The 20,861-nt window shown below is 65.4% G+C and carries 11 protein-coding genes; 3 read left to right on the top strand and 8 right to left on the bottom strand.

Annotated elements, in window-relative coordinates:
- Positions 1–30: 30 nt before the first annotated feature.
- The 6 genes from CFR72_RS00400 to CFR72_RS00375 form a co-directional block, all read right to left on the bottom strand.
- Positions 31–1,659 carry an efflux transporter outer membrane subunit gene (locus CFR72_RS00400; RefSeq protein ID WP_390669946.1) on the bottom strand — a complete coding sequence of 543 codons (1,629 nt, stop codon included), beginning with the start codon at positions 1,657–1,659 and terminating at the stop codon, positions 31–33.
- Positions 1,656–2,951, bottom strand: a complete 1,296-nt coding sequence (locus tag CFR72_RS00395) for an efflux RND transporter periplasmic adaptor subunit (protein ID WP_110912110.1) — start codon at positions 2,949–2,951, stop codon at positions 1,656–1,658. The genes CFR72_RS00400 and CFR72_RS00395 overlap by 4 nt, the downstream gene beginning before the upstream one ends.
- On the bottom strand, positions 2,948–6,130 hold the full coding sequence (locus CFR72_RS00390; protein ID WP_110912109.1) for an efflux RND transporter permease subunit: 3,183 nt from the start codon (positions 6,128–6,130) through the stop codon (positions 2,948–2,950). The genes CFR72_RS00395 and CFR72_RS00390 overlap by 4 nt, the downstream gene beginning before the upstream one ends.
- 187 nt (positions 6,131–6,317) lie before the next feature.
- Entirely contained in the window at positions 6,318–7,775 is a 1,458-nt protein-coding gene (locus CFR72_RS00385) for a sensor histidine kinase (protein ID WP_110912108.1), read from the bottom strand.
- A complete protein-coding gene (locus tag CFR72_RS00380; RefSeq protein WP_171791018.1) occupies positions 7,762–8,463 on the bottom strand; it encodes a response regulator transcription factor in 702 nt (233 codons plus the stop codon). The genes CFR72_RS00385 and CFR72_RS00380 overlap by 14 nt, the downstream gene beginning before the upstream one ends.
- An 88-nt stretch (positions 8,464–8,551) precedes the next feature.
- On the bottom strand, positions 8,552–9,838 hold the full coding sequence (locus CFR72_RS00375) for a DNA recombination protein RmuC (RefSeq protein ID WP_110912106.1): 1,287 nt from the start codon (positions 9,836–9,838) through the stop codon (positions 8,552–8,554).
- Positions 9,839–10,101: 263 nt separating this feature from the next.
- Here CFR72_RS00375 and CFR72_RS00370 point away from each other — a divergent pair, with 263 nt between their 5' ends.
- Both CFR72_RS00370 and CFR72_RS00365 read left to right on the top strand, forming a co-directional pair.
- A complete protein-coding gene (locus CFR72_RS00370; protein WP_110912105.1) occupies positions 10,102–11,439 on the top strand; it encodes a dicarboxylate/amino acid:cation symporter in 1,338 nt (445 codons plus the stop codon).
- Between the two features lie 46 nt (positions 11,440–11,485).
- Positions 11,486–12,787: an MFS transporter gene (locus CFR72_RS00365; RefSeq protein WP_110912104.1), complete on the top strand. Its 1,302-nt coding sequence runs from the start codon at positions 11,486–11,488 to the stop codon at positions 12,785–12,787.
- Positions 12,788–12,906: 119 nt separating this feature from the next.
- Here the strand turns inward: CFR72_RS00365 and CFR72_RS00360 are convergent, their stop codons facing one another.
- A complete protein-coding gene (locus tag CFR72_RS00360; protein ID WP_110912103.1) occupies positions 12,907–14,082 on the bottom strand; it encodes an FAD-dependent oxidoreductase in 1,176 nt (391 codons plus the stop codon).
- A gap of 244 nt (positions 14,083–14,326) precedes the next feature.
- Entirely contained in the window at positions 14,327–17,680 is a 3,354-nt protein-coding gene (locus CFR72_RS00355; protein WP_110912102.1) for an AsmA-like C-terminal region-containing protein, read from the bottom strand.
- Positions 17,681–17,748: 68 nt separating this feature from the next.
- On the opposite strand from CFR72_RS00355, the gene CFR72_RS00350 reads away from it, so the two are divergent.
- Positions 17,749–20,811: a bifunctional [glutamine synthetase] adenylyltransferase/[glutamine synthetase]-adenylyl-L-tyrosine phosphorylase gene (locus CFR72_RS00350; protein WP_110912101.1), complete on the top strand. Its 3,063-nt coding sequence runs from the start codon at positions 17,749–17,751 to the stop codon at positions 20,809–20,811.
- The last annotated feature ends 50 nt before the right edge of the window (positions 20,812–20,861 follow it).

Genomic DNA, 20,861 nt, shown 5'->3' with positions numbered 1-20,861 from the left:
ACCTCCCGCGTTCCGATAAGAGGCGTACACCTACCGCTGATTCGGGGGTGCTGTCAACCCCTGCCCCGACAGGGCAGGCATCTGGAGGTCTTTCGACTCCGGACCATTGTCCACGTTCACGCCGCCGGCCGTCTTTGGAATCCGCAGGTGGGAATATTGCAGCGGGCCGAACGGGCGGATCTGCCTGTGGTTGGGCAACTGGCTGGTATCCCAGCCCCCGCCAAGCGCGCGGATCAGTTCGACCTGCGCCTGCATGTAGCGGGTTTCCACCTGCACCTCGGCAATACGTGCGGTCAGCGCCGCCACCTGCGCCACCACCACGTCGAGATAGTTGGTCAGGCCACCGGTATAAAGCTGCATCGTCATGTTCTGCGTTCGCAGCGACGCCTTGACGGCCGCACCTTCCTGCGCGGTCTCGACATCAAGGTCATGGGTCAGGCTCAGCCCGTCCTCCACATCCTTGAAGGCGGCCAGCACGGTGGCGCGGTAACGGTCCTCCGCCTGGCGGTACTGCGACCAGCTCCGCTGCAGTTCGGCGCGCCGCATCCCGCCCTGGAACAGCGGCAGCACGGCCTGCGCGGCATAGTTGTACATGCCGTTGGCGAACTTATCGAGGGTGAAGCCATTATCCATGAACCCGGCCATGGCGCTGAAGGTCACATGGGGATAGAACGCCGCGCGCGAGACGCCGATCGCGCGGTTCGCCTGCGCCATGTTACGCTCGGCGCTGGCGACATCGGGACGCCGTTCCAGCAGGGTGGACGGAATGCCCGTGGCGATCTTCACCTTGGGGAAGCGGATTTCGGATGTCGGCGTGATATGGAACGCCGAGGGCGAGACGTTCACCAGCACCGCGATCGCATGTTCCATCACCGCACGGCGCGCCAGAAGGTCGGTATCGGACGCCTGCGTCGCCGAAAGCTGCGTCTGTGCGCGCGACACGTCGATGCCCGCCGCGATCGCGCCGGCCTGACGCATCTGGGTGATCTGCACCGCCTTTTCATAGTAGCGGATCGAATCCTGATACACCGCATGCTGCGCATCCATGCCACGCAACTGCATGTAATCGTTCGCCAGTTCGGACTGGATACTCAGCCGCGCCACGGCAAAGTCGGCGGCGGATGCCTGCGCCTGCTGCTGGCGCATGCGCTTGCGGTTACGGATCGCGGACCAGAAATCCGGCTCCCACCGGACGGATGCACCCCATTGCTGCGATGACATGTAGGTCGGGCCCTGTGATCCCGCACCACGCCACAGACGATGCTGGGAGGCCTGGTTGTTCGACGCCCCGGCATCGCCACTGATCTGCGGATAAAGCTCCGACGCGGCCTCCGCCGACAGGTCACGTGCCTGCGTGAAGGTTTCCGCCGCCGCCTGCAGGTCGGGATTCAGGTGCCCGGCCCGTTCCTCAAGCTGGTTGAGGAGCGGATCGTTGAAGACCGTCCACCAGTCCCCACGGGGCGCACCATCGGCGGGGACGCCGTAATGCATGATCCCCTCCCCCTGCCAGTTGTCGGGGTAGAGGTAATGTGCGTGTTTGTATTTCGGCGCGAGGTCCACGCACCCGCCAAGGCCCGCGGCCATGATCGCGCACCCGGCAAGGCAGGCCGCGCGCATCGACCGGTGGCGCGCGCGCATCCACATGAAGCTGCCCCTCATCGGCGCGCCACGGCATCCGTCGTCCCCTGGTCGGACGGCATGGCCCGGACATCGTCATCCTTCGTGTTTTCGGACGTCGGGGCCTTGGCCATCGCCGAGGCACCCACGTCATTATATCCGGGGGTGGAACCGACCAGATACACCTCCTGCCCCTCCAGCAGGCCGGAGGACGGATTGTTGACCACGCGGTCATGCAGCCCCACCCCGGCAAGGATCTGCACCTTGGTGCCAAGGTTCGTCCCCACCGTGACATTGCGCAGCCTGATGCGGTTATGGTCGTCCACCACGGCCACCTGCATGCCCTGCGCACGGAACAGCAGCGCGCCTTCGGGCAGGATCAGGATATCCGGGTCGCCGGGCGCCGTGAAATGCACGGTGGCATAGGAATCGGGCCACAGTTCGCGCTTGTCGTTATCAACCACCAGTTCCGTCGTCACGGTGCGGGTGGAGGCGTTGAACGCCTTTGCCGTGGCCAGGAACTTCGCCTTGAACACCCGCCCCGGATACTGCGGCACGGTGATGTCACCCGTCAGCTTCGGCCCGATGATGTCGGCATAATCCTGCGGCACGGACACGAAGACACGCATGCGGTGCACGTCCGCCACGCTGAACAGTTCGCTCGCCGTCCCGTGGGAGGACACGTCCCCGCCGCCCGCGTTGACATAATCGCCCACGTCGGCCAGGCGCGCCGTCACCACACCGTCAAAGGGGGCGACGATCTGCTTGAACCCGATCAGCGCGGCATAGCGGGAGACCTCGTGCCGGGCGGCCTCCACCTCGGCGGCCTGCGCTTCGGCATTGGCGGCCTGCACATCGACTTCCTGCTGCGAGACGGCCTGCGTGCCCTGCAGCGCCTTCCAGCGTTTCGCCGTGATCTGCGCCAGCTTGTAACGCGCCATGGCCACGTCGAAATTGGCCTTTGACGCGGCGTACTGCGCATCAAGTCCCGGCGTGTCGATGGTGGCCAGGATCTCGCCCGCCTTCACCTTCGCGCCGATATCCTTGTACCACATCTGCACATAGCCCGAGACCTGCGCATAGATCGGGGCCTGGTACCATGCAGAGATATTGCCCGGCAGGTCCAGCGTGCGGGTCTTTGGCCCGTGTTCGTGTTCGATCACCTGCACGCGCGGGATGGCGGCGTCGGCGGTCTGCCGGCTCAGGCTTTCGACATGCATGCGTCGTTCGACGATCCCGCCGACGACGATGACGGCCACCACGACCACCCCCAGCCCGACCCAGATCCTGCTGCCGCGCCCGCGCTGGCCCTTGATATCATCGGCGCCCGTCATGCGCGTTCTCCCTCGGCAGTCGTGGTCTTAGATTTTCTTGAATGAATCAGCGCGAACACGCACGGCACGAACAGCAGCGTGGCGCAGGTGGCGACCATCAGGCCCCCCATCACCGCACGGCCCAGCGGCGCGTTCTGCGAATTGCTCAGCGACATGGGCAGCATGCCGATGATCATGGCCGACGCGGTCATCAGCACCGGGCGGATACGTTCATATCCCGCCTCGATCGCGGCCTTGACCGCATCGCCGTGCAGGTCCATCCGCTCCCGCGCGAAGGCCACCACAAGGATGGAGTTCGCCGTCGCGGTGCCCATGCACATGATCGCCCCCGTCAGCGCCGGCACCGACAGCGCGGTGTGCGTCAGGAACAGCGCCCACGCGATCCCGGCCAGCGCACCGGGCAGCGCGGTGATGATGATGAAGGGGTCAAGCCACGACTGGAAATTGACGACAATGATCAGATAGACCAGCAGGATCGACATTGCGAGGCCGGATATCAACTGCGTATAGGCGCCATTCATGGTCGTCGCCTGCCCGCGGACATACAGGCTCGACCCGCGGGGAAGCGACTTGCGCTCCTCCTCGACCACGCGCGTCACCTCGCGGGAGACGGTGCCAAGGTCCAGCCCCTCGTTCGTGGCATAGATGTCGAAGACCGGCATGATGTTGTAATGCGCGACCTCCCCCGGCGTGCCGGTCTGCACGATCTGGCTGAGACCACCGAGGATCTGCGGCGGCAGGTCCTGCGGGTTGCCGTCGCCCCGGTCGATGGGGATCGTCTCCAGGTCGTTCATCGTCTGCAGGAACTGCAGCGGCGTCTGGATATCCACCAGATGCGACACCCCGGTCTTGGGGTCCAGCCAGTAGGTGGGCGAGACCTGGCCACTGCCCGACAGCACGGCAAGGGCGTTGTTCGCCACGTCCGCCTCCGTCAGGCCGGTGCCCAACGCATAGGTCCGGCGCGCATTGACGCGCAGGGTCGGCGTATTCATCGGTTCCTGCACCGACACATCGGCCACGCCGGTGATCTTGCGCAGGCGGGCGGCAAGGTGTTCCGCAAAGTCGAAATTGCCATACAGGTTGCGGCCCGACACCTGCACGTCGATTGGCGCGGGCAGGCCGAAATTCAGGATCTTGGCCGTCAGGTCGGCAGGCATGAAGGTGATCTCGGTCCCGGGGAATTTCTCCGCCAGTCCCTTGCGCAGGATGCCGCGATATTTCGCGACCGGCGCTTCCTCGTCCTTCAGCGTCACCGTCAGGTCGCAGTCCTGCGTGCCGACGGTGGGCGTGGGGATGAAGGCCTGGTTCAGCGGGCTGAACGGCAGGCCGCAGTTATTGACGATGCCCTCGACCTCGCCGGGCAGCAGGCGCTCGATCTCGTAATTCACCAGCATGGAGATCTTGCCCGCCTCGGCGATCTTGGTGCCAAGCGGCGCGCGCATGTGGATCGACAGCGCGTTGGAATTGATTTCGGGGAAGAAGTCCTGCCCCGCAAAGAACAGAAGCCCCAGCGATGAGAATGCCACCAGTGAAAACAGCGGCACGAAGCGCCTGCGTGTCGCCAGCAGGTGCATCAGGATGGCGCGGTAACGGTTGCGGAAGAGGACGAAATACGCCTCGAACCCGCGCTGGAACCGCGCGAAGATGCTCTGCGACGGGGCGACCTGCCCGGTGGCCAGCGCATGGTGCGCCGCCACCTGCGCCGCAAGCATGTATTTCGCCATCGTCGGCACCAGCGTGCGCGACAGGATGAAGGAGGCGATCATGGCGAAGATGATCGCCTCGGCCATCGGCATGAACAGCCAGCCCGCGACCCCGGTCAACTGGAACAGCGGCATCCACACGATACAGATGCACAATGTGGAGACGAAGGTGGGAATGACGATCTGGTTCGCCGCGTCGATGATGGCGGTTTCCAGATCCTTCTCCATCTCCAGATGGGCGTCGATGTTCTCGATCATGACGGTGGCGTCATCGACGAGGATACCCACCGCAAGCGCAAGCCCGCCAAGCGTCATGACGTTGATCGTCTGCCCCGCCATGCCCAGCCCGATGACCGAACACAGCATCGCCAGCGGGATGGAGGTCGCGATGATGACCGTCGATCGCCACGATCCCAGGAACAGTAGCACGACAAGGCTGGTGAGCAGCGCCGCCGTACCCATTTCCTGCACCACGTCGCGCACCGCCTCCTTCACGAAGGTGGAGGCATCGCCCAGCACGGTGATGTTCACCCCCGCCGGCAGCGTCTTTATGATGCCCGGCAGCAGCGCCTTGATCCCGCTGACGACCGACAGGGTGGAGGCGTCACCACTTTTCATGATGACGATCAGGACCGCCTGGTGCCCCTTGACCAGCACCATGTTGGTCTGCGGCGGCCCGCCCGCATGCACCCACGCCACGTCACGCAGGTAGACGACGGAATTGCCCTCCTGCTTGATCGGCATGTTGTTGAAGGTGTCGATCTCCTCGGGCGAGGCGTTGGTCTGCACCATGTAGTCGAAGGCGCCGATCTGCTGATCACCGGCGGGCAGCACGATGTTCTGCTTGCCCAGCGCGTTGCCGATATCGGTGGCCGACAGGCCGTGGGCCAGCAGCTTCGTCTGGTCGAGGTCAACCATGATGTTGCCCGGCTGCCCGCCATAGGGATTGGGAATGGCCGCCCCCGCCACCGACACCAGCGCCGGGCGGATCAGGTTGGACGACATGTCATAGATCTGCGAGGCGGTCATCGAATCAGACGACACCTGCAGCGTCAGCACCGGGACGGAGGACGCGTTGTAGGTCAGCACCAGCGGCGGGGTCATGCCGGCGGGCATCTGCTTGATGACCGTCTGGGACACGGACGTGATCTGCGTCTGTGCGACGGCGGTATCGGTCCCGGGCTGGAAGAACACCTTGACGATGCCGCGCCCGTAATAGGACTGGCTTTCGATATGTTCGATGTTGTTGACCGTCGCGGTCAGCGCACGTTCGTAATAATAGACGACGCGGCCGGACATGTCCTCCGGCATCAGGCCGGTATAGGTCCAGCAGATCGCGACAACGGGGATGTTGATGCTGGGAAAGACGTCGGTGGGGGTGCGCAGCAGGCCGCGCACGCCAAAGACAACAATCAGGATGGACAGGACGACGAACGTGTAAGGCCGCTTGAGCGCGGTAACAACGATACCATTCATGCGCGGGTTGCTACCTCCGGCGCTGGAGTCCGGTCGCCGGTGGCGTTTTCCATTGCGGGCAGGAATGGGTTTTCCCCATTGCGTGCGCCCGGCAAGGCTTGCTCATGCATCGTCATAATCTCTCCGTCCCTCATTTCGTGTTAAAATGGGGAACGCCCCAGACAAATGAAAATTCTGTTTAATGTCGTCACGCCACCTCCTCGGGCGGGGGGGGCGCATGCGCCACGGGGGCGAAACATATGGTGAAAACCGCACCCGGCAGGCTGGCGTCGCACCGCGCGGCACCAATGCGCAGGCTGGCGTTATGAAGCTGCACGATCGCCCATACCAGGCTCAGCCCAAGTCCGCTTCCGGGGACGTGCCTGCTCTTGTCGGACCGGTAGAAACGTCCGGTCACCGCGCGGCGTTCCTCCGGCGGGATGCCGATTCCCGTATCCTCGACCTCCAGCGTCACGCCCTGCGCGTCCCCGCCGGTGCGGATCGTGACATGCCCGCCCTCCGGCGTGAACTTCATGGCGTTGTCCACAAGGTTGGCCAGCACCTCGATCAGAAGGTCGCGATCGCCAAGGACCTCGCCCACCCCCTGCCCGCGCACATGCGCCAGCATGATCCCCCGGCTTTCGGCGATGGGTTCGTACAGGTCGATGATGTCGTCGGCAAGGCTGTCGAGATCCACCATCCCGAACCCCACCCGGCGGCGGCCATTCTCGATCTCGCCAATGCGCAACAGCGCGGTGATGACGGCAAAGGACTGGTCAAGGTCGTCGATGGCGCGTGCGATGACATTGCGCAGCGCCTCCGCCGAATGTCCGGCCGAGCGCGCCCGGTCGAGGCGCGCGCGCACCCGTGTCAGCGGCGTGCGCAGGTCATGGGCGATGTCGTTGCCGACGTCACGGATCTCGTCCATCAGGCGTTCGAGGCGGTCGAGCATCCTGTTCACGCTGCCCGCAAGGCGCTGCAGGTCGTCGCGCTGCCGGCCGGCGGGCAGGCGTTCGTGCAGGTCGCCTTCCATGATGCGGTCGATCGCCTCATGCATGTCCTTGACGCGGGCAAGGGCGCGGTGGCTGAGCACGATGCCGGTCATCAGCGCGAACAGCACCGTCGGCACGATGGAGACCAGCAGGGAATGGCGCATCATCAGGCGCAGTTCGCTGCGCATGTGCCAGCTTCGCCCCAGCACGAGGACACGCCCGCCGCGCACGTTCACCGCGAGCATGCGCAGCACGCCGGGCGAATGGTCCGCAGCAGGCGTGCCGCTGCTGGATGCGCCACTGGCCTGCAGGGCGCTGGCGGGGGGCTGGATGTTGATTTCATGGACATGCCCGTCCGCCACAAGCCCGTCGGGCCAGTCATGCAGGTCGCCCACGATATACCGGTGGTCCCCGCTGAACAGCGTCGTGACATTCATGATGACACGCAGGTCATCGGTCGCACGGTCGCGGACCTTGCGCTCCAGGTCCTCCGCGCTTTCGGTCTGCAGCAGGGCGGCCTCGCGGTACAGCAGCGTGTCCGAACGCCGTGCCTCGAACACCGTGGCCTGGCTGTAGCCGAGGAAGAACTGGAACGCGGCCGACCCGATCATGGCCGCGACAACCGCCAGCGTCAGGCGGAATGTCGCGGTCCGGAACAGTTCATTTAGAAACACGAAGCATGAACCCGGCGCCGCGTATGCTCTGGATCAGGGAGGGAGCGCCCGCTTCATCCACCTTGCGCCGCAGCTTGCCGATATGCACGTCAACAAGGTTCGTCTGCGGGATGAAGCGGTAATTCCACACATCCTCCAGCAGCATGTTGCGCGTCAGCACCTGGTCGGGCCGACGCATCAGGTATTCCAGCAGCCGGAATTCACGCGGCAGCAGCTCGATCGGCTCCCCGTCGCGCGTCACGGTGCGCTCGATCAGGTCCATCGTCAGAGGCCCGGCATGGAGCATCGTCTCGCGCGAGTTGTTGGGACGGCGCAGCAGCGCCTCGAGCCGTGCGGCAAGTTCCTCCATCGCGAACGGCTTGGTCAGGTAGTCGTCGCCCCCGGCCTTCAGCCCGCTGACACGGTCATCGACCGCCGACAGCGCGGACAGGACCAGTACCGGCGCGCGCACCCGGCGTTCGCGCAGCGTCTCGATCAGGCTGAGGCCGTCGAGTTCGGGCAGCATGCGATCGACGATCATCACGTCGAACTCATGCGAGAGCCCGACCTCCAGCCCCTGCGAGCCCGAAACCTCGTGCCGGACCCGGAAGCAGCGGCTTTCGAGTTCCTCCACCACTTCCTGCGCGATCTTCACGTCATCTTCGACCAGCAGCACGCTCGGCCCGGCGGCCATGGCCGGAGACGGCATGTTTTCAACGCGATCAGGGGTGTTTGGACCTATCATGACAGCTCCGACTATGGGCGAGGAGGACGGCGTGCGCCTATTAAAATCCCTTTCACTCGAAGGGAGCGGCCACGGGCGGGGCCTCGTGGTGCGCGGGATCGTCCGTCATGTCCCCAACGAACGAGGCGGTGTCAAGGTCGCGAAGCTGCCGTGTCACGATGCCGGTACGACGCCGGGCCTCGTCAATCGAACTGGTCATGGCCGATGCGTTGCGCGCCAGTTTTTCAAGCACGCCGTCCATCCGCAGCATTTCCTGGCGCGTCGCGCCGAGCAGGCGGGCGATGTCATCTGTCCGCTTCTCCAGCGCCAGCGTGACATAGCCGAGGTGGATCGTGCGCAGCATCGCGGGCATCAGGCCCGGCCCCATGATGATGACGCGACTGGTGCGGCCGATTTCGTCAATCAGGCCGGGAATGCGCGCGACTTCCGCATACAGCCCGTCGGTCGGCAGGTAGAGGACGGCGAATTCCACCGTGACGGGGGGCTGTATGTATTTGGCGGCGATCTTGCGCGCCTCAATGCGCACGGTGGTCTCCAGCGCGCGGCGGGCGGCGCGTTCGGCGTCGGGATTGACGTCCTCCACCGCCTGCAGCAGGCGTTCGTACGCCTCGGTCGGGAATTTCGAATCAATCGCCAGCACGGGCGGCACGGATGCCTTGACCGGCATGCGCACCGCGAATTCGACCACGTCGCGGCTCTTGTCGCTCAGGCGGCAGTTCATCTCGTACGCGCCTTCGGGCAGCACGTCGTCAAGGATGGCGCGCAACTGCGCCTCCCCCCAGCCACCGCGCGTCTTGACGTTGGAAAACAGCCGCTTGAGGTCGCCTACCTGCGCGGTCATGGCCGAGACCTCGCCCATGGCCTTCTGCATGGCGGAAAGCTGTTCGAGCACGCGCTGGAACGAGGTCTGCATCTGCCGCTCCACCGCCTCGTGCAGGCGTTCATTGACCGCAAGGCGGATGGCCTCAAGCTGGCTGGCGCTGTCGGTGGCCATGGTGCGCAGGGCCTCGGACTGGTTCAGGCGCATCTCCCCCATCTCGCGGCTGACGATATTGGCGATGCGGCCCAGGCCCTGTGACGTGTCCTGATGGCGCTGCTCGATCCGGGAGGTCAGGACGCGTTCGATTTCCGCAAGCCGCGCACGCTGGTTTTCGGCATCGGCCATGCGGGCGCTGCCTTCACGCTCCATCATCACATACAGCCGCGCCAGCAGGTCTTCCTCCCCCTGCCCGCCCTCGCGCTGGCGCAGTTGCGCCAGAAGCGCCAGCAGCAGCAGGCACGCAAGCCCCGATCCCAGCGCGCCCCCCCATATCGCGATCGTGGTCAGCGTATCGAACAAATCAGGTATCCCCCCAGGGCCGTTATGCCCGTTCAAAAGAACAAACCATGTCCGCAGCCTGTAATGCAGTTATGACAGGCCGACCATACATTTTTGGAATATCTGATCTTCATGCTATGCCGGGCGTGACCTCGCGCCCCGGCCGGTCACCAGTTTTTCAATCCCCGATGTGCCACGGGCACGATAGGCTGCATCCCTTACCCATTTCCCCGGCCCATTTCCCGGCATGGCCGGACCTGTTTCCTCACCAAGGCTCCAACCCCATGATCCACGTGTCCCCGCCACCCGCGCCCCAGCGGCGCTCCCCGTTCCGGAGCCTGTATTTCCAGGTCATCGTCGCGGTTGTCGCCGGGATTGCGGTCGGCCATTTCTGGCCCCATGCGGGAACCGCGCTCAAGCCGCTTGGCGACGGGTTCATCCGGCTGGTCAAGATGATCATCCCGCCGGTCATCTTCCTGACGGTGGTGACCGGGGTGGCGGGCCTGTCGGACCTTGGCAAGGCGGGGCGCCTTGCGGGCAAGGCGATGGTCTATTTCCTGACCTTCTCCACCCTTGCGCTGGTGGTGGGGATGCTGGTCGCGAACGTTGTGCGTCCCGGTGCTGGCGTGCATGCCGACCTGTCGAGCATGGATACGCATGCCGTCGCCGCGTTCGTGGCGCGCGCGCAGGACCATTCCTTCAGCGGGTTCGTGCTGAACATCATCCCCGATACCGTGCTCAGCGCCTTTGTCTCGGGCGATATCCTGCAGGTGCTGCTGATCGCGATCCTGTTCAGCATCAGCCTGTCGCACATGGGCGCGCGCGGGCATGCGATCCTGTCGCTGTTCAGGCAGTTGACCGAACTCGTCTTCGGCGTCGTGCGACTGGTGATGCTGGCGGCCCCGATCGGGGCGTTCGGGGCGATGGCGTTCACCATCGGGCGCTTTGGCATCGGATCGGTGCTCAACCTCGCCTTCCTCGTGGTCACGTTCTATGCCACCTCGGCGCTGTTCATCGTGGTCGTGCTGGGACTGGTGGCGCGATATAACGGGTTTCGCATCCTGCCGCTGCTGGCCTACCTGCGTGAGGAACTGCTGATCGTGCTGGGCACGAGTTCGTCGGAATCCGCGCTGCCGACGCTGATGACCAAGATGGAGAATGCCGGCTGCGCCCCGTCCGTCGTCGGCCTGGTGGTGCCGATGGGCTATTCCTTCAACCTTGATGGCACCAACATCTACATGTCGCTCTCCGCCCTGTTCATCGCGCAGGCGACCGGCGTGCATCTGGGACTGGGGCAGCAGGTCTCCCTCCTGCTTGTGGCGATGGTCAGTTCCAAAGGGGCCGCGGGCGTGACCGGGGCGGGGTTCGTGACACTGGCCGCGACCCTTGCGGTGGTGCCCGACGTGCCCGTCAGCGGCATGGCGCTGATCCTGGGGATCGACCGGTTCATGTCGGAATGCCGGTCCCTGACGAACATCATCGGCAATGCGGTGGCCACCATCGTGCTGGCGCGGTGGGAAAACGAACTGGACACGCAGCGCCTGCATGCCGCGCTGAGCGGGAGCATCCCCGAGGACGAGGCCGACCGCCCGGTCCTGACCTCCGGCGCGCATAACGCCTGATCCCATTTTCCCCTCTCCCAGACGCACAAAAGCAGTTCGGACCTACATGGAAATCACCCCCCTGCCCCATGTCCCGCTGACCACCCGCCAGCGGATACACAGCATCATCGCCGGCTCCTCGGGCAACCTGATCGAATATTACGACTGGTACGTCTATGCGGCGTTTTCGCTGTATTTCGCCCATGCGTTCTTTCCCCACGGCAACCAGACGGCGGAACTGCTGCGCAGTGCGGCGATCTTTGCCATCGGGTTCCTGATGCGCCCGATCGGGGGATGGATCATGGGGCTGGTGGCCGACCGCCACGGGCGCCGCTTCGCGCTCAGCCTCTCGGTGCTGGCGATGTGCGTCGGGTCGCTGACGATCGCGCTGTGCCCCGGTTATGACAGCATCGGCGTCTTCGCCCCCGCCATCCTGCTGTTCGCACGGCTGGTACAGGGGCTGAGCCTTGGCGGTGAATACGGGGCCAGCGCCACGTACCTTTCGGAAATCGCCCCTCCTGCGCAGCGCGGGTTTTACGCCAGTTTCCAGTATGTGACGCTGGTGGCGGGGCAGTTGCTGGCCCTCGTCGTGCTTCTGGTGCTGCAGTTTGCGGTCCTGACCCCGCAGCAGATCGGGGCATGGGGATGGCGCATCCCGTTCGGCATCGGCGCGCTGCTGGCGCTGTCGGTGCTGTGGTTCCGGCGCGGCATGGTCGAGAGCGAGCAGTTCAGCCACGCAACCCGCGACCCGGCGGCCAAGGGGGGCCTGCGCGTGCTGCTGCATCACCCGCGGGAGGTCGTGGCGGTCTGTGGCCTGACGCTTGGCGGGACGGTCGCGTTCTATACCTTCACCATCTACATGCAGAAATACCTCGTCAACACGACGGGACTGAGCAAGGAAGCCTCGACCGTCATCTCCACCACCGCCCTTGCGGTCTTCGCGCTGGCGCAGCCGATCTTTGGCGCTCTGTCAGATCGTGTCGGGCGGCGGCCGCTGCTGCTGTCTTTCGGTATCATTGGCTGCATCGTCACCGTCCCGCTGATGCATGCAATGGCGCATGCGTCCTCCCCGGCCGTGGCGCTGGGGCTGCTGGTGACGGCGCTGCTGTGCATTTCGGGCTATACCTCGATCAATGCGGTGGTGAAGGCGGAACTGTTCCCCGCGCGCATCCGTGCGCTGGGCGTGGCGCTGCCCTATGCGCTGACGGTGTCGATCTTTGGCGGCACGGCGGAATATGTGGCCCTGTGGTTCAAGCAGGCCGGGCACGAGGACTGGTTCTACTGGTATGTCACGGGCTGCATCGCCTGCTCGCTGTTGACGGTGCTGTTCCTGCTGCCGTCACGCGACCGCATCACGCCGGAGGCATGAGTAAAAGTTTTGGGTGAAGCTTTTTCCAAAAAGCTTCGAAAGAACGCCGCCTTTTTGAAAAAAGGCGGCACCCAAAAACTTTTATTACTTTATCCTGTCAAAACCGGATGGGTCCGGATTCAGACGTTATAGCCCATGCTTTTGTACAGACCGTTGATGATGGAAACGCCCCTGCGCGCCTCATCCACATTGGGCATTTCATCGGTCCGATTATATCCGTGTCCCATGTCCTCGCCCTGCCACTGCACGACGATGCCGTCACGGCGGGAGACGACATAGACATTTTCATATTCCATGCTGAACAGCGCCTCTGGCTGCGGGATCAGCCATGCGATCTGCCCGCGGACCGGAATGATGCTCTCGTCATTCCACAACGCCCGCGCACCATAGCCGGTGCAGTTGATGAAGACGGGATCCGGCAGGGCCGTCAGTTCCGACGGATGATGCAGCGTCATGGTCCGGATTTTGCCGCCACGCTCGAAAAACTGCCGCATGAGGTAGTCGGCATAGGTGGTGACGTTGAAGATCAGGTTCGGCTGCTTGAGCACCTCGCAATAAGGCAGGCGGTTGTCATGGACGGGAACCCGGTTGCCCTGCGGTTCGATGTCGCGGAGACGATCGCCCAGTTCGGCAAAGCCGATGGGATCGGGCGGCGTCGGCCGGGCGTCACGCGACTTCAGGCCATAGAACGTGTCCCATTCGATCGGATTGCCCGGCAGGCCCTGCAGGTTCTGGTAGCAGGAGAAGGAATAGCGGGCCATCTGTTCCCACCGCGCGGCGAATTCTGGTGTCAGGTCGCTGGTCTTCACAATGCGCGAGGACGGCGTCCAGATTCCCGAGGCACGGGCCGAACGCACGAAGGGCGGCGTCTGCTGCGCATAGATCGTGACCTGCGCGCCCGCCTGCTGTGCGACGATGGCCGTTGTCAGGCCGATCGCCCCGCAGCCGATCACGCCGACCTTCTGCCCGGAGGAGATGGCGGCACGCTCCACCGCCAGTTTCGCCGTCCCCCACGACAGCGACCAGCCACTGCCCCCGTGGCCGTAATTATGGACGACCGACTTGCGCCCGACCTGCTCGACCTCCAGTCGCGGTCCCGCCGCGCGGAAGGGACGCAGGCAAACCGTGATGCGGTCGATCCGGTCGTTGCGCGCCCGGATGACCGGGATGTGGCGCACATCGGCATCAAGGTCATGGCGGCGCGAACGCGCCCCCGCGCATCCCGGCAGGGCAGACAGTCCCGCCAGCGAGGCCGCGGTCATCAGGGCTTTTCGACGATGAAAAAGACGCGTCATGAAAGGGAACACTTCTTTCAGGCAATATGAAAACATGACCCGCCAGAACGGACCTGGCCGATCGATAAAACCGGTGGATCAAGGTTTTAAAGACTGTTCCTGAAATACCATTTTGATAAAAAAATAAAAGTTTTCGCATGCCGCTTTTTTCAAAAAGGCGACGTTATTTGAAGCTTTATGAAAAAAGCTTCACCAGAAACTTCTGCATGATTTCCCCATGCCCGTTCCCCGCTGCCTGCGGGGATCAGTGCATGTGGGTCAGGTCACGCAGGAAACCGGGCAGCAGCAGGGCATACGGATTGACATGCACGCTCGGGTTATCGAACGACCCGTTGATCTGGTACGTCGCCGACACCACGCCGCCGTTCTTTTCCGGGCTGAACAGCCATCCCAGCACGCCGGGCAGATGGCCGGGGGCAGCATTGACGGCAAAGGCCGGGATGATCGTCCCGTCAAGGTCCAGCGTCGCCTTGTCGAGGTTGATGCGCCCCGCCACCGTCGCCCCGAGCGAGGCATTGCTGACCAGGCCATCTGTGATGTTGACCACCCCGTCGCGGAACGTCAGGGGCATCGTGACATGCTCGACCTCGAATTCAGGCGCATGCGGGGCCTTCAGCCAGCCATAGATGGAGGCATTGTTGACCATCCGCACCACGGCGGGCACCTGCCGCAGGACAAACGGCCCGGTGGTGAGTTCGCCGGAGAAGGGCGCGCTGGCGTCCTGGTCATCGAACGACCCTTCCAGATCGACCTGCCCCCCCTCCATACGGTCCCCAAGCTTCATGTCCTTGAGCAGCACGCCAAGGTCCGCGATATGCATCGACAGCACCCTGCTCTGCCCGCGCGGCGTCAGCGTGGCGGAGGCGGAGGTCGGCCCGGTCATGGAGAACGAACCACGCGTCAGGCGTACGCCGTCATCCTCCAGATGGCTGCGCACGCCCTGGATCGACTGCATCTTGGTATAGAAAACGGTGCGCGCATCGACATTGATGTTCCAGCTATGCCCCGGTGCGCTCTTCACCCGGCCGGTGGCGGCCTCGGGCATGTGATATCCCTTGGCCTGCGCTGCGGCGGCGGCGCCATCGGCCGCCTTCTCGTTCTGGCGCTGGTAGGTCAGCAGCGGCGACAGGTCGAGCACGCGCGCCGCGACCGACACGCCATACGGTTCCTTCTCCCCCGCCGGGATGGTGATGATGGCGTTGCCGTTCGACCGCCCCACGCGGAACCCGTGCAGGATCAGGCGCCTGCCCATCCCCTCCGCCGTTTCGGCATGCCCGTCGATCAGCAGTTCCGGCCCCGCCGCGCGGATGTCCTCGATGGAGGCGACATGCCCGTGGTCGAGGTTGATGACGACGGACGCATTGGCGTCCTCGCCCACCTGCTTGCTCCAGATCGGGATGGTCAGGGCCGAACGCTTGAGGTCGAGGTCGATGTCCACCTGCGCCTTGCCCCCGGGATAGCGGTCATAATCCACATCCAGCGCCGCGCTGCCGCCGAAATGATCCACCATGTCCAGTCCCGCGCGGCGCAGGCCGGACGGCGTCAGGTATCCCTGCACGCTCGCACTTTCGACCGCGCGGTCCGACGGGACGGAACGGAAATCCATCGTATAGAGGATGGAGGAAGGGATGCCCGACAGGTTCCCCGTCCCCTTGAGCATCAGCCCGTCGATGGAGGCGTCGATCCCGAAGCGCCCGCCATCAAGCGGACGGCCCATCACCACATTGCCAAGATGCACCTGCGCAAGGTCGGTATGGGTGCGCAGGTCGATCTGCGCCAGCTTGACATGCGCATCGAGCGGCAGCGCGATATGCAGCGACACGTTGGCCTTGCCCGACGGTGACGTGAAGCTCATCGGGTGACGCGACAGCACGTTCAGCCGTGGCTCCGCCAGCAGGGCAAGGATATCGCGCGCATTGCCCTGCAGGGTGGTGTTGATGTCCCCCATCTGGATCTTCTTCATCAGGCCGGTGATCAGCATGGAGCCCGGCCCGACCTCGATCCGGCCGATGCCGGTCGCGTTGACGTGGCGGTCGGTGCGGTCCACCAGTTGGTAGGCATGGCCGAAGCTGATCGCAATCTCGTCCGGGCCCTCGAACGTCAGGTGGGCGTCCATGTCATGCAGGGGCGGGATCGGGCGCAGCCAGTAAAGCTCCATCCCCTCCGCACGGATGTCACCGGCAAGCGATGTCAGGTCCAGCCCGTTCCAGCCATCATGGCTGACCATCCCGATACGCGCCTGCAGTTCGCTGACATGGCCCTTGGTGATGTTCGTCGTCACCCAGCGCCGCGCGCCCTTCATCGCGCCGGGCGGCCAGAAATCGCCCAGTGTCGCGAAATCAAGGGCCAGCGCCTCGGCCGAGACGCCGATGCCGATATCACGCGGATGCAGCACGGAGGACGCATGCAGGCTGCCGGTGGCCGTCAGCGTCGGCCCGCTGCCGTCATCCGCCGGATGGCCCGGCGCACGCAGGTGCACGACCATTTTCTCCAGCGTTGCGTGGATGGGGCCATCGAACGGCGCATCGGCCGGGCCGGGGTCGAAGGAGGCGACAAGGTGGGCCTGCCCGTCACCGACCAGCAGCGTGCCGTTGCGGCGCGTGACCACCGTGCCGTTGCCGACCTTCAGATAGGCCCCCAGCGTACGCGGGGCCATGAACTGCCCGGCCCCCCCGGCCGCAAGCGACACCTGCAGCGTCCCGCCCACCGGCAGGTCGAGCGGCGCGACCTCCTTCTGTCCCGGGGCGAAGGCGGAGGGACTGACGGGATCGAGTTTCACGGTCCAGCTAATGTTTCCCGGTACTGATTCCTGTCCTTCGCCGCGCAGGACAAGGTGCTTGCCATTGCCCTCCAGCATGAAGCCGACCGACCCGCTGGCCCCGATCTGGCCCTGATAGGACAGGACATGCAGGTTGGCGGAGGCATCGCGTGTCTGCCATGTGCGCCCTGATATCTGGTCGCTGAATTTCACCTGCGCGTCGGAAACGATGATCCGCCGCAGCAGCGACAGGTTCACCGAACCGCCATGGGAATGGGTGCTGTCCTCCGGCGTGCCGGGACCAAGGTCAAGCCCGATATCCCCCGACCTGTTGCGCGCCAGCGCCAGGTGGACGTCACTGACCGACAGCCGTTCCAGCACCACGTCCCCATGCACCAGCGCAGGCGTGTCAAGCACGACATGCCCGTGATGGATGCTGTTGGCGATGGTGCCATTGGCGCTCATGATCGCCACGTCATCCGCCCAGACATCCAGCGGGGTGCGTATGCCCGCATGCAGCGCGTTCCAGCCGATGCGCACATGCTGCACCGTCAGGCGTCCCTGCCGCCGGTCCGTCCCCGGCCCGTGCAGGACCGACAGCGGCGTCATCATCCGCACCACCGGCGTCACGTCGATCGGCCCCGCCGACAGGCGCAGCGTCAGCACCAGCAGCAGCACCGCAGGCACCACGATGCACGCAAGCATCGTCCAGACCAGCACGCGCAGCACACGCAGCCCGATCAGCCGCAGCCGACCACCCGGCGCATCATCCGCCGCCCCGTCCGGCCCATCGGGGGGCGTGGCCGACAGCGGGGGGGTGTCTTGACCGTCGTGCTTCATGGCGTCCACGCTGCGCCCCGGCGCGATCGTGCGCCATCACATCGCCATTGCTGCCCAGGTTGTCCCGGATGTCCCACCCCCCTGCTGCCCCCGACCTCCATCGCGGATGGCGCGCCTGTACATGGCCCGCGCCGGCCGATGCGCGCGGCGCGGCGCTGCTGCACGAGGACATGGAGCGCGCGTTTGGTGAACACGGGCTGGATGCGGCGTGGCTGGCCATGCCGCCCGTCGCCGCGATGGTGGCCGCGATGGGGGGCAACAGTCCCTACCTGTCGGACCTTGCGCGCCGCGATACCGACCTCTTCGCACGCCTGCTGCGCGAGGGGCCGGACAGCGTCATGCGCACCACCCTGTCCGATGTACGCGCCGAATCGCCACGACAGTCCCGCCACGCGATTGCCCATGCCCTGCGCACGGCCAAGCGTCATGCCGCCATGACGATCGCACTTGCGGATATCGGGGGGGCATGGTCGCTGCAGCAGGTGACGCATGCGCTCATCCACCTGGCCGAAACGACCCTGCAGGTCGCGGTCAGACATCTGCTGCGCACGGCCCATGATGCGGGCCGTCTGGTTCTGCCTGACCCGGACGAGCCTGCGCGCGGCAGTGGCTTCGTTGTCCTGGCCATGGGGAAATTGGGCGCGCGGGAACTGAACTACTCCTCCGATATCGACCTGATCGTCCTTTACGACCCGGCCTGCCACCCCGAACACGAGGACCTGCGGCGTATCTTCGTCCGCATGACTAGCGACCTTGTCGGCCTGATGGAAGCGCGCGATGCAGATGGTTACGTTTTCCGTACCGACCTGCGCCTGCGCCCCGACCCGTCGGCCACGCCGCTGGCCGTCTCGTTTCCCACGGCCATCACCTATTATGAAAGCATGGGCCGCACATGGGAACGCGCCGCCATGATCAAGGCGCGCCCCGTCGCGGGCGACATCGCCGCGGGGCAGCGTTTCCTTGCCGCAATCCACCCCTTTGTCTGGCGGCGTCATCTCGATTTCGCGGTGATTGACGACATACATGACATGAAAGCACGCATCGACAGGCACAGGAATGCCGGGCGTGGCGGGCTTGACGACGTGCCGGCCGACGGCCCCGGTTGCGCCCCGGCCATGCGTGACTGGCTGCTCGGCCATGATGTAAAGCTTGGCCAGGGCGGCATCCGGGAGGTGGAGTTTGTGGCGCAGGCGCTGCAACTGGTCTGGGGCGGACGCAGGCCCGACCTGCGCGATCCCACGACGCTGGGCGCGCTGCGGCGCCTGACGCAGGCGGACCTGATTTCGCATGCGCAATACACAATCCTGTATCGCAACTACCACATGATGCGGCAGGTCGAACACCGCCTGCAGATGCGTGCCGACCACCAGACCCACAGGCTGCCTGAAACCGCCGACAGATTCGCGCTGTTCGCCATTTTCATGAACGAGGCGGACGGCCCCGCCCTTGCCCGCGCCATGCTGCCTGTCATGCAGGCTTCGCGCCGCATCTTTGAACAGCAGTTCTCCGAACCCGGCAGCCCGGACGAGACCATCGCGCCAGAGGATGCGGAACTGGGCGAACGGCTGGAGCAGGCGGGCTTTTCGCCCGCGACCCTCGATGATGCGCGCAGCATCCTGCAACGCTGGGACACCAACCGCCTGCGCGCCCTGCGATCGGACCGCGCGCGGATGCTGCTGCGCCGCCTGCTGCCGGGGATATTGCGCGAAATCGGGGCGCGGCGCGATCCGCTGACGGTGCTGCGCCGCTTTGACTCGCTGCTGGAACGGCAATGGGCGGGGGTGCAGTTCCTGTCGCTGCTGGAACGCAATCCCGCGCTGGTGCACCGGATCATGACCGTGCTCGACGGGTCCGCGTTCCTGGCCAACCATCTGGCCCAGGCGCCCTCCGCGCTTGACGGCCTGCTCGACGCCAGCATGATCGAGGGCACGGATGACACGGCCCGCGCCGCCGTGGCGCTGGTGCGCCAGCACGTGGCGCAGGCCGTGGCCCAGGCGGCGGGGCCGGAACGCCTGCTGCCGGTGCTGCGCGGCCTTGTCTGCGGGGAGGAATTCCGCCTCTCCGTCGCGCGGCTCGAACATCGCATGACCGAGGACCGGACCGCGCGCGTGCGCACCGCGATGGCCGATGCGGTCATGCGCGGGCTTCTGCGCACCGTCACGACGGAACACCGCGCGCGCCACGGCCATGTGCCGGGCGGGGCGATGGCGGTGGTGGCGATGGGCAAGGCCGGATCGCGGGAGATGATGCCCGGCTCCGACCTTGACCTCATGCTGGTGTTCGACCACCCCGACGATGTCATGGAAAGCGTGGTGCCACATACACGCCGCGCGGGAATGCCTGCTGCGCGCCCGCTGGGGGCGGGCACCTATTTCGTGCGGCTGGCGCATGCCTTCATCGCCACCCTGACCGCGCCGGGGGCCGAAGGCCCGCTGTATGAGGCCGACATGCGCCTGCGCCCGTCGGGATCGAAGGGACCGGTCGCGGTCTCGCTGTCCTCCTTCCGGCGGTATCACGCGGAATCCGCCTGGACGTGGGAGCGCATGGCCCTGACGCGCGCGCGCATCGTCGCAGGGCCGCCCGAACTGGCCCGCCACCTGCGCGCGGCGATTGACGCGGCGCTTGACGGGGAACCCGGCACCGGACGCGCCATGACGCCAGAGGCACTGCGCGAGGATGTCAGGGCGATGCGCGCGCGCCTGATGCGCGACCTGCCGCCACAGGGGCCATGGGACATCAAGCGCCGGGCCGGTGGCCTGATGGAGGTGGAATTCATCGCGCAGGGACTGCAACTGCTTGCCGCCCGTCCCGCCGCGCGCTCGCCCTGCACGCGGGTGGCCTTCACGCGACTGGCGCGCGCGGGGATGCTGTCGGCCGCGGACGCGCGGATGCTGCGGCGCGCGGACCTGTTCTGGCGTTCGGCGCAGGGCATGCTGCGCATCCTGATGGGCACGGAAATCCCCGACCACCTGCCCCCTGCGGCGCAGGAGATCATGATGCGCGAACTCGACGCCCGTGACGGGGCGGACATGCTTGCGCGCATGGACGACATGGCGCGCCATGTGCGCGACGCCTTCTGCCGCCTGATCGCCCCCCTGCCCGCCATTGACGGCATGGGGGACGGGGCATGAAGGAAACCGTTGCGCAACGGCGCAAAGCCCCACACAAACACGGAGGCATG

This window comes from Gluconacetobacter entanii (assembly GCF_003206495.1).
GTDB lineage: Bacteria > Pseudomonadota > Alphaproteobacteria > Acetobacterales > Acetobacteraceae > Novacetimonas > Novacetimonas entanii.
Note: the sequence above shows the minus strand (reverse complement) of the source record. Positions and strands in the feature narration are given on the sequence as shown.

What these genes read in the sequence shown, in the direction of transcription:
- CFR72_RS00380 (WP_171791018.1), bottom strand. Translation starts at nt 8,463, where the DNA reads ATGCCGTCTCCGGCCATGGCCGCCGGGCCGAGCGTGCTGCTGGTCGAA.
- CFR72_RS00355 (WP_110912102.1), bottom strand. Translation starts at nt 17,680, where the DNA reads ATGAAGCACGACGGTCAAGACACCCCCCCGCTGTCGGCCACGCCCCCC.
- CFR72_RS00350 (WP_110912101.1), top strand. Translation starts at nt 17,749, where the DNA reads ATGTCCCACCCCCCTGCTGCCCCCGACCTCCATCGCGGATGGCGCGCC.
- CFR72_RS00370 (WP_110912105.1), top strand. Translation starts at nt 10,102, where the DNA reads ATGATCCACGTGTCCCCGCCACCCGCGCCCCAGCGGCGCTCCCCGTTC.
- CFR72_RS00395 (WP_110912110.1), bottom strand. Translation starts at nt 2,951, where the DNA reads ATGACGGGCGCCGATGATATCAAGGGCCAGCGCGGGCGCGGCAGCAGG.
- CFR72_RS00400 (WP_390669946.1), bottom strand. Translation starts at nt 1,659, where the DNA reads ATGAGGGGCAGCTTCATGTGGATGCGCGCGCGCCACCGGTCGATGCGC.
- CFR72_RS00360 (WP_110912103.1), bottom strand. Translation starts at nt 14,082, where the DNA reads ATGACGCGTCTTTTTCATCGTCGAAAAGCCCTGATGACCGCGGCCTCG.
- CFR72_RS00365 (WP_110912104.1), top strand. Translation starts at nt 11,486, where the DNA reads ATGGAAATCACCCCCCTGCCCCATGTCCCGCTGACCACCCGCCAGCGG.
- CFR72_RS00390 (WP_110912109.1), bottom strand. Translation starts at nt 6,130, where the DNA reads ATGAATGGTATCGTTGTTACCGCGCTCAAGCGGCCTTACACGTTCGTC.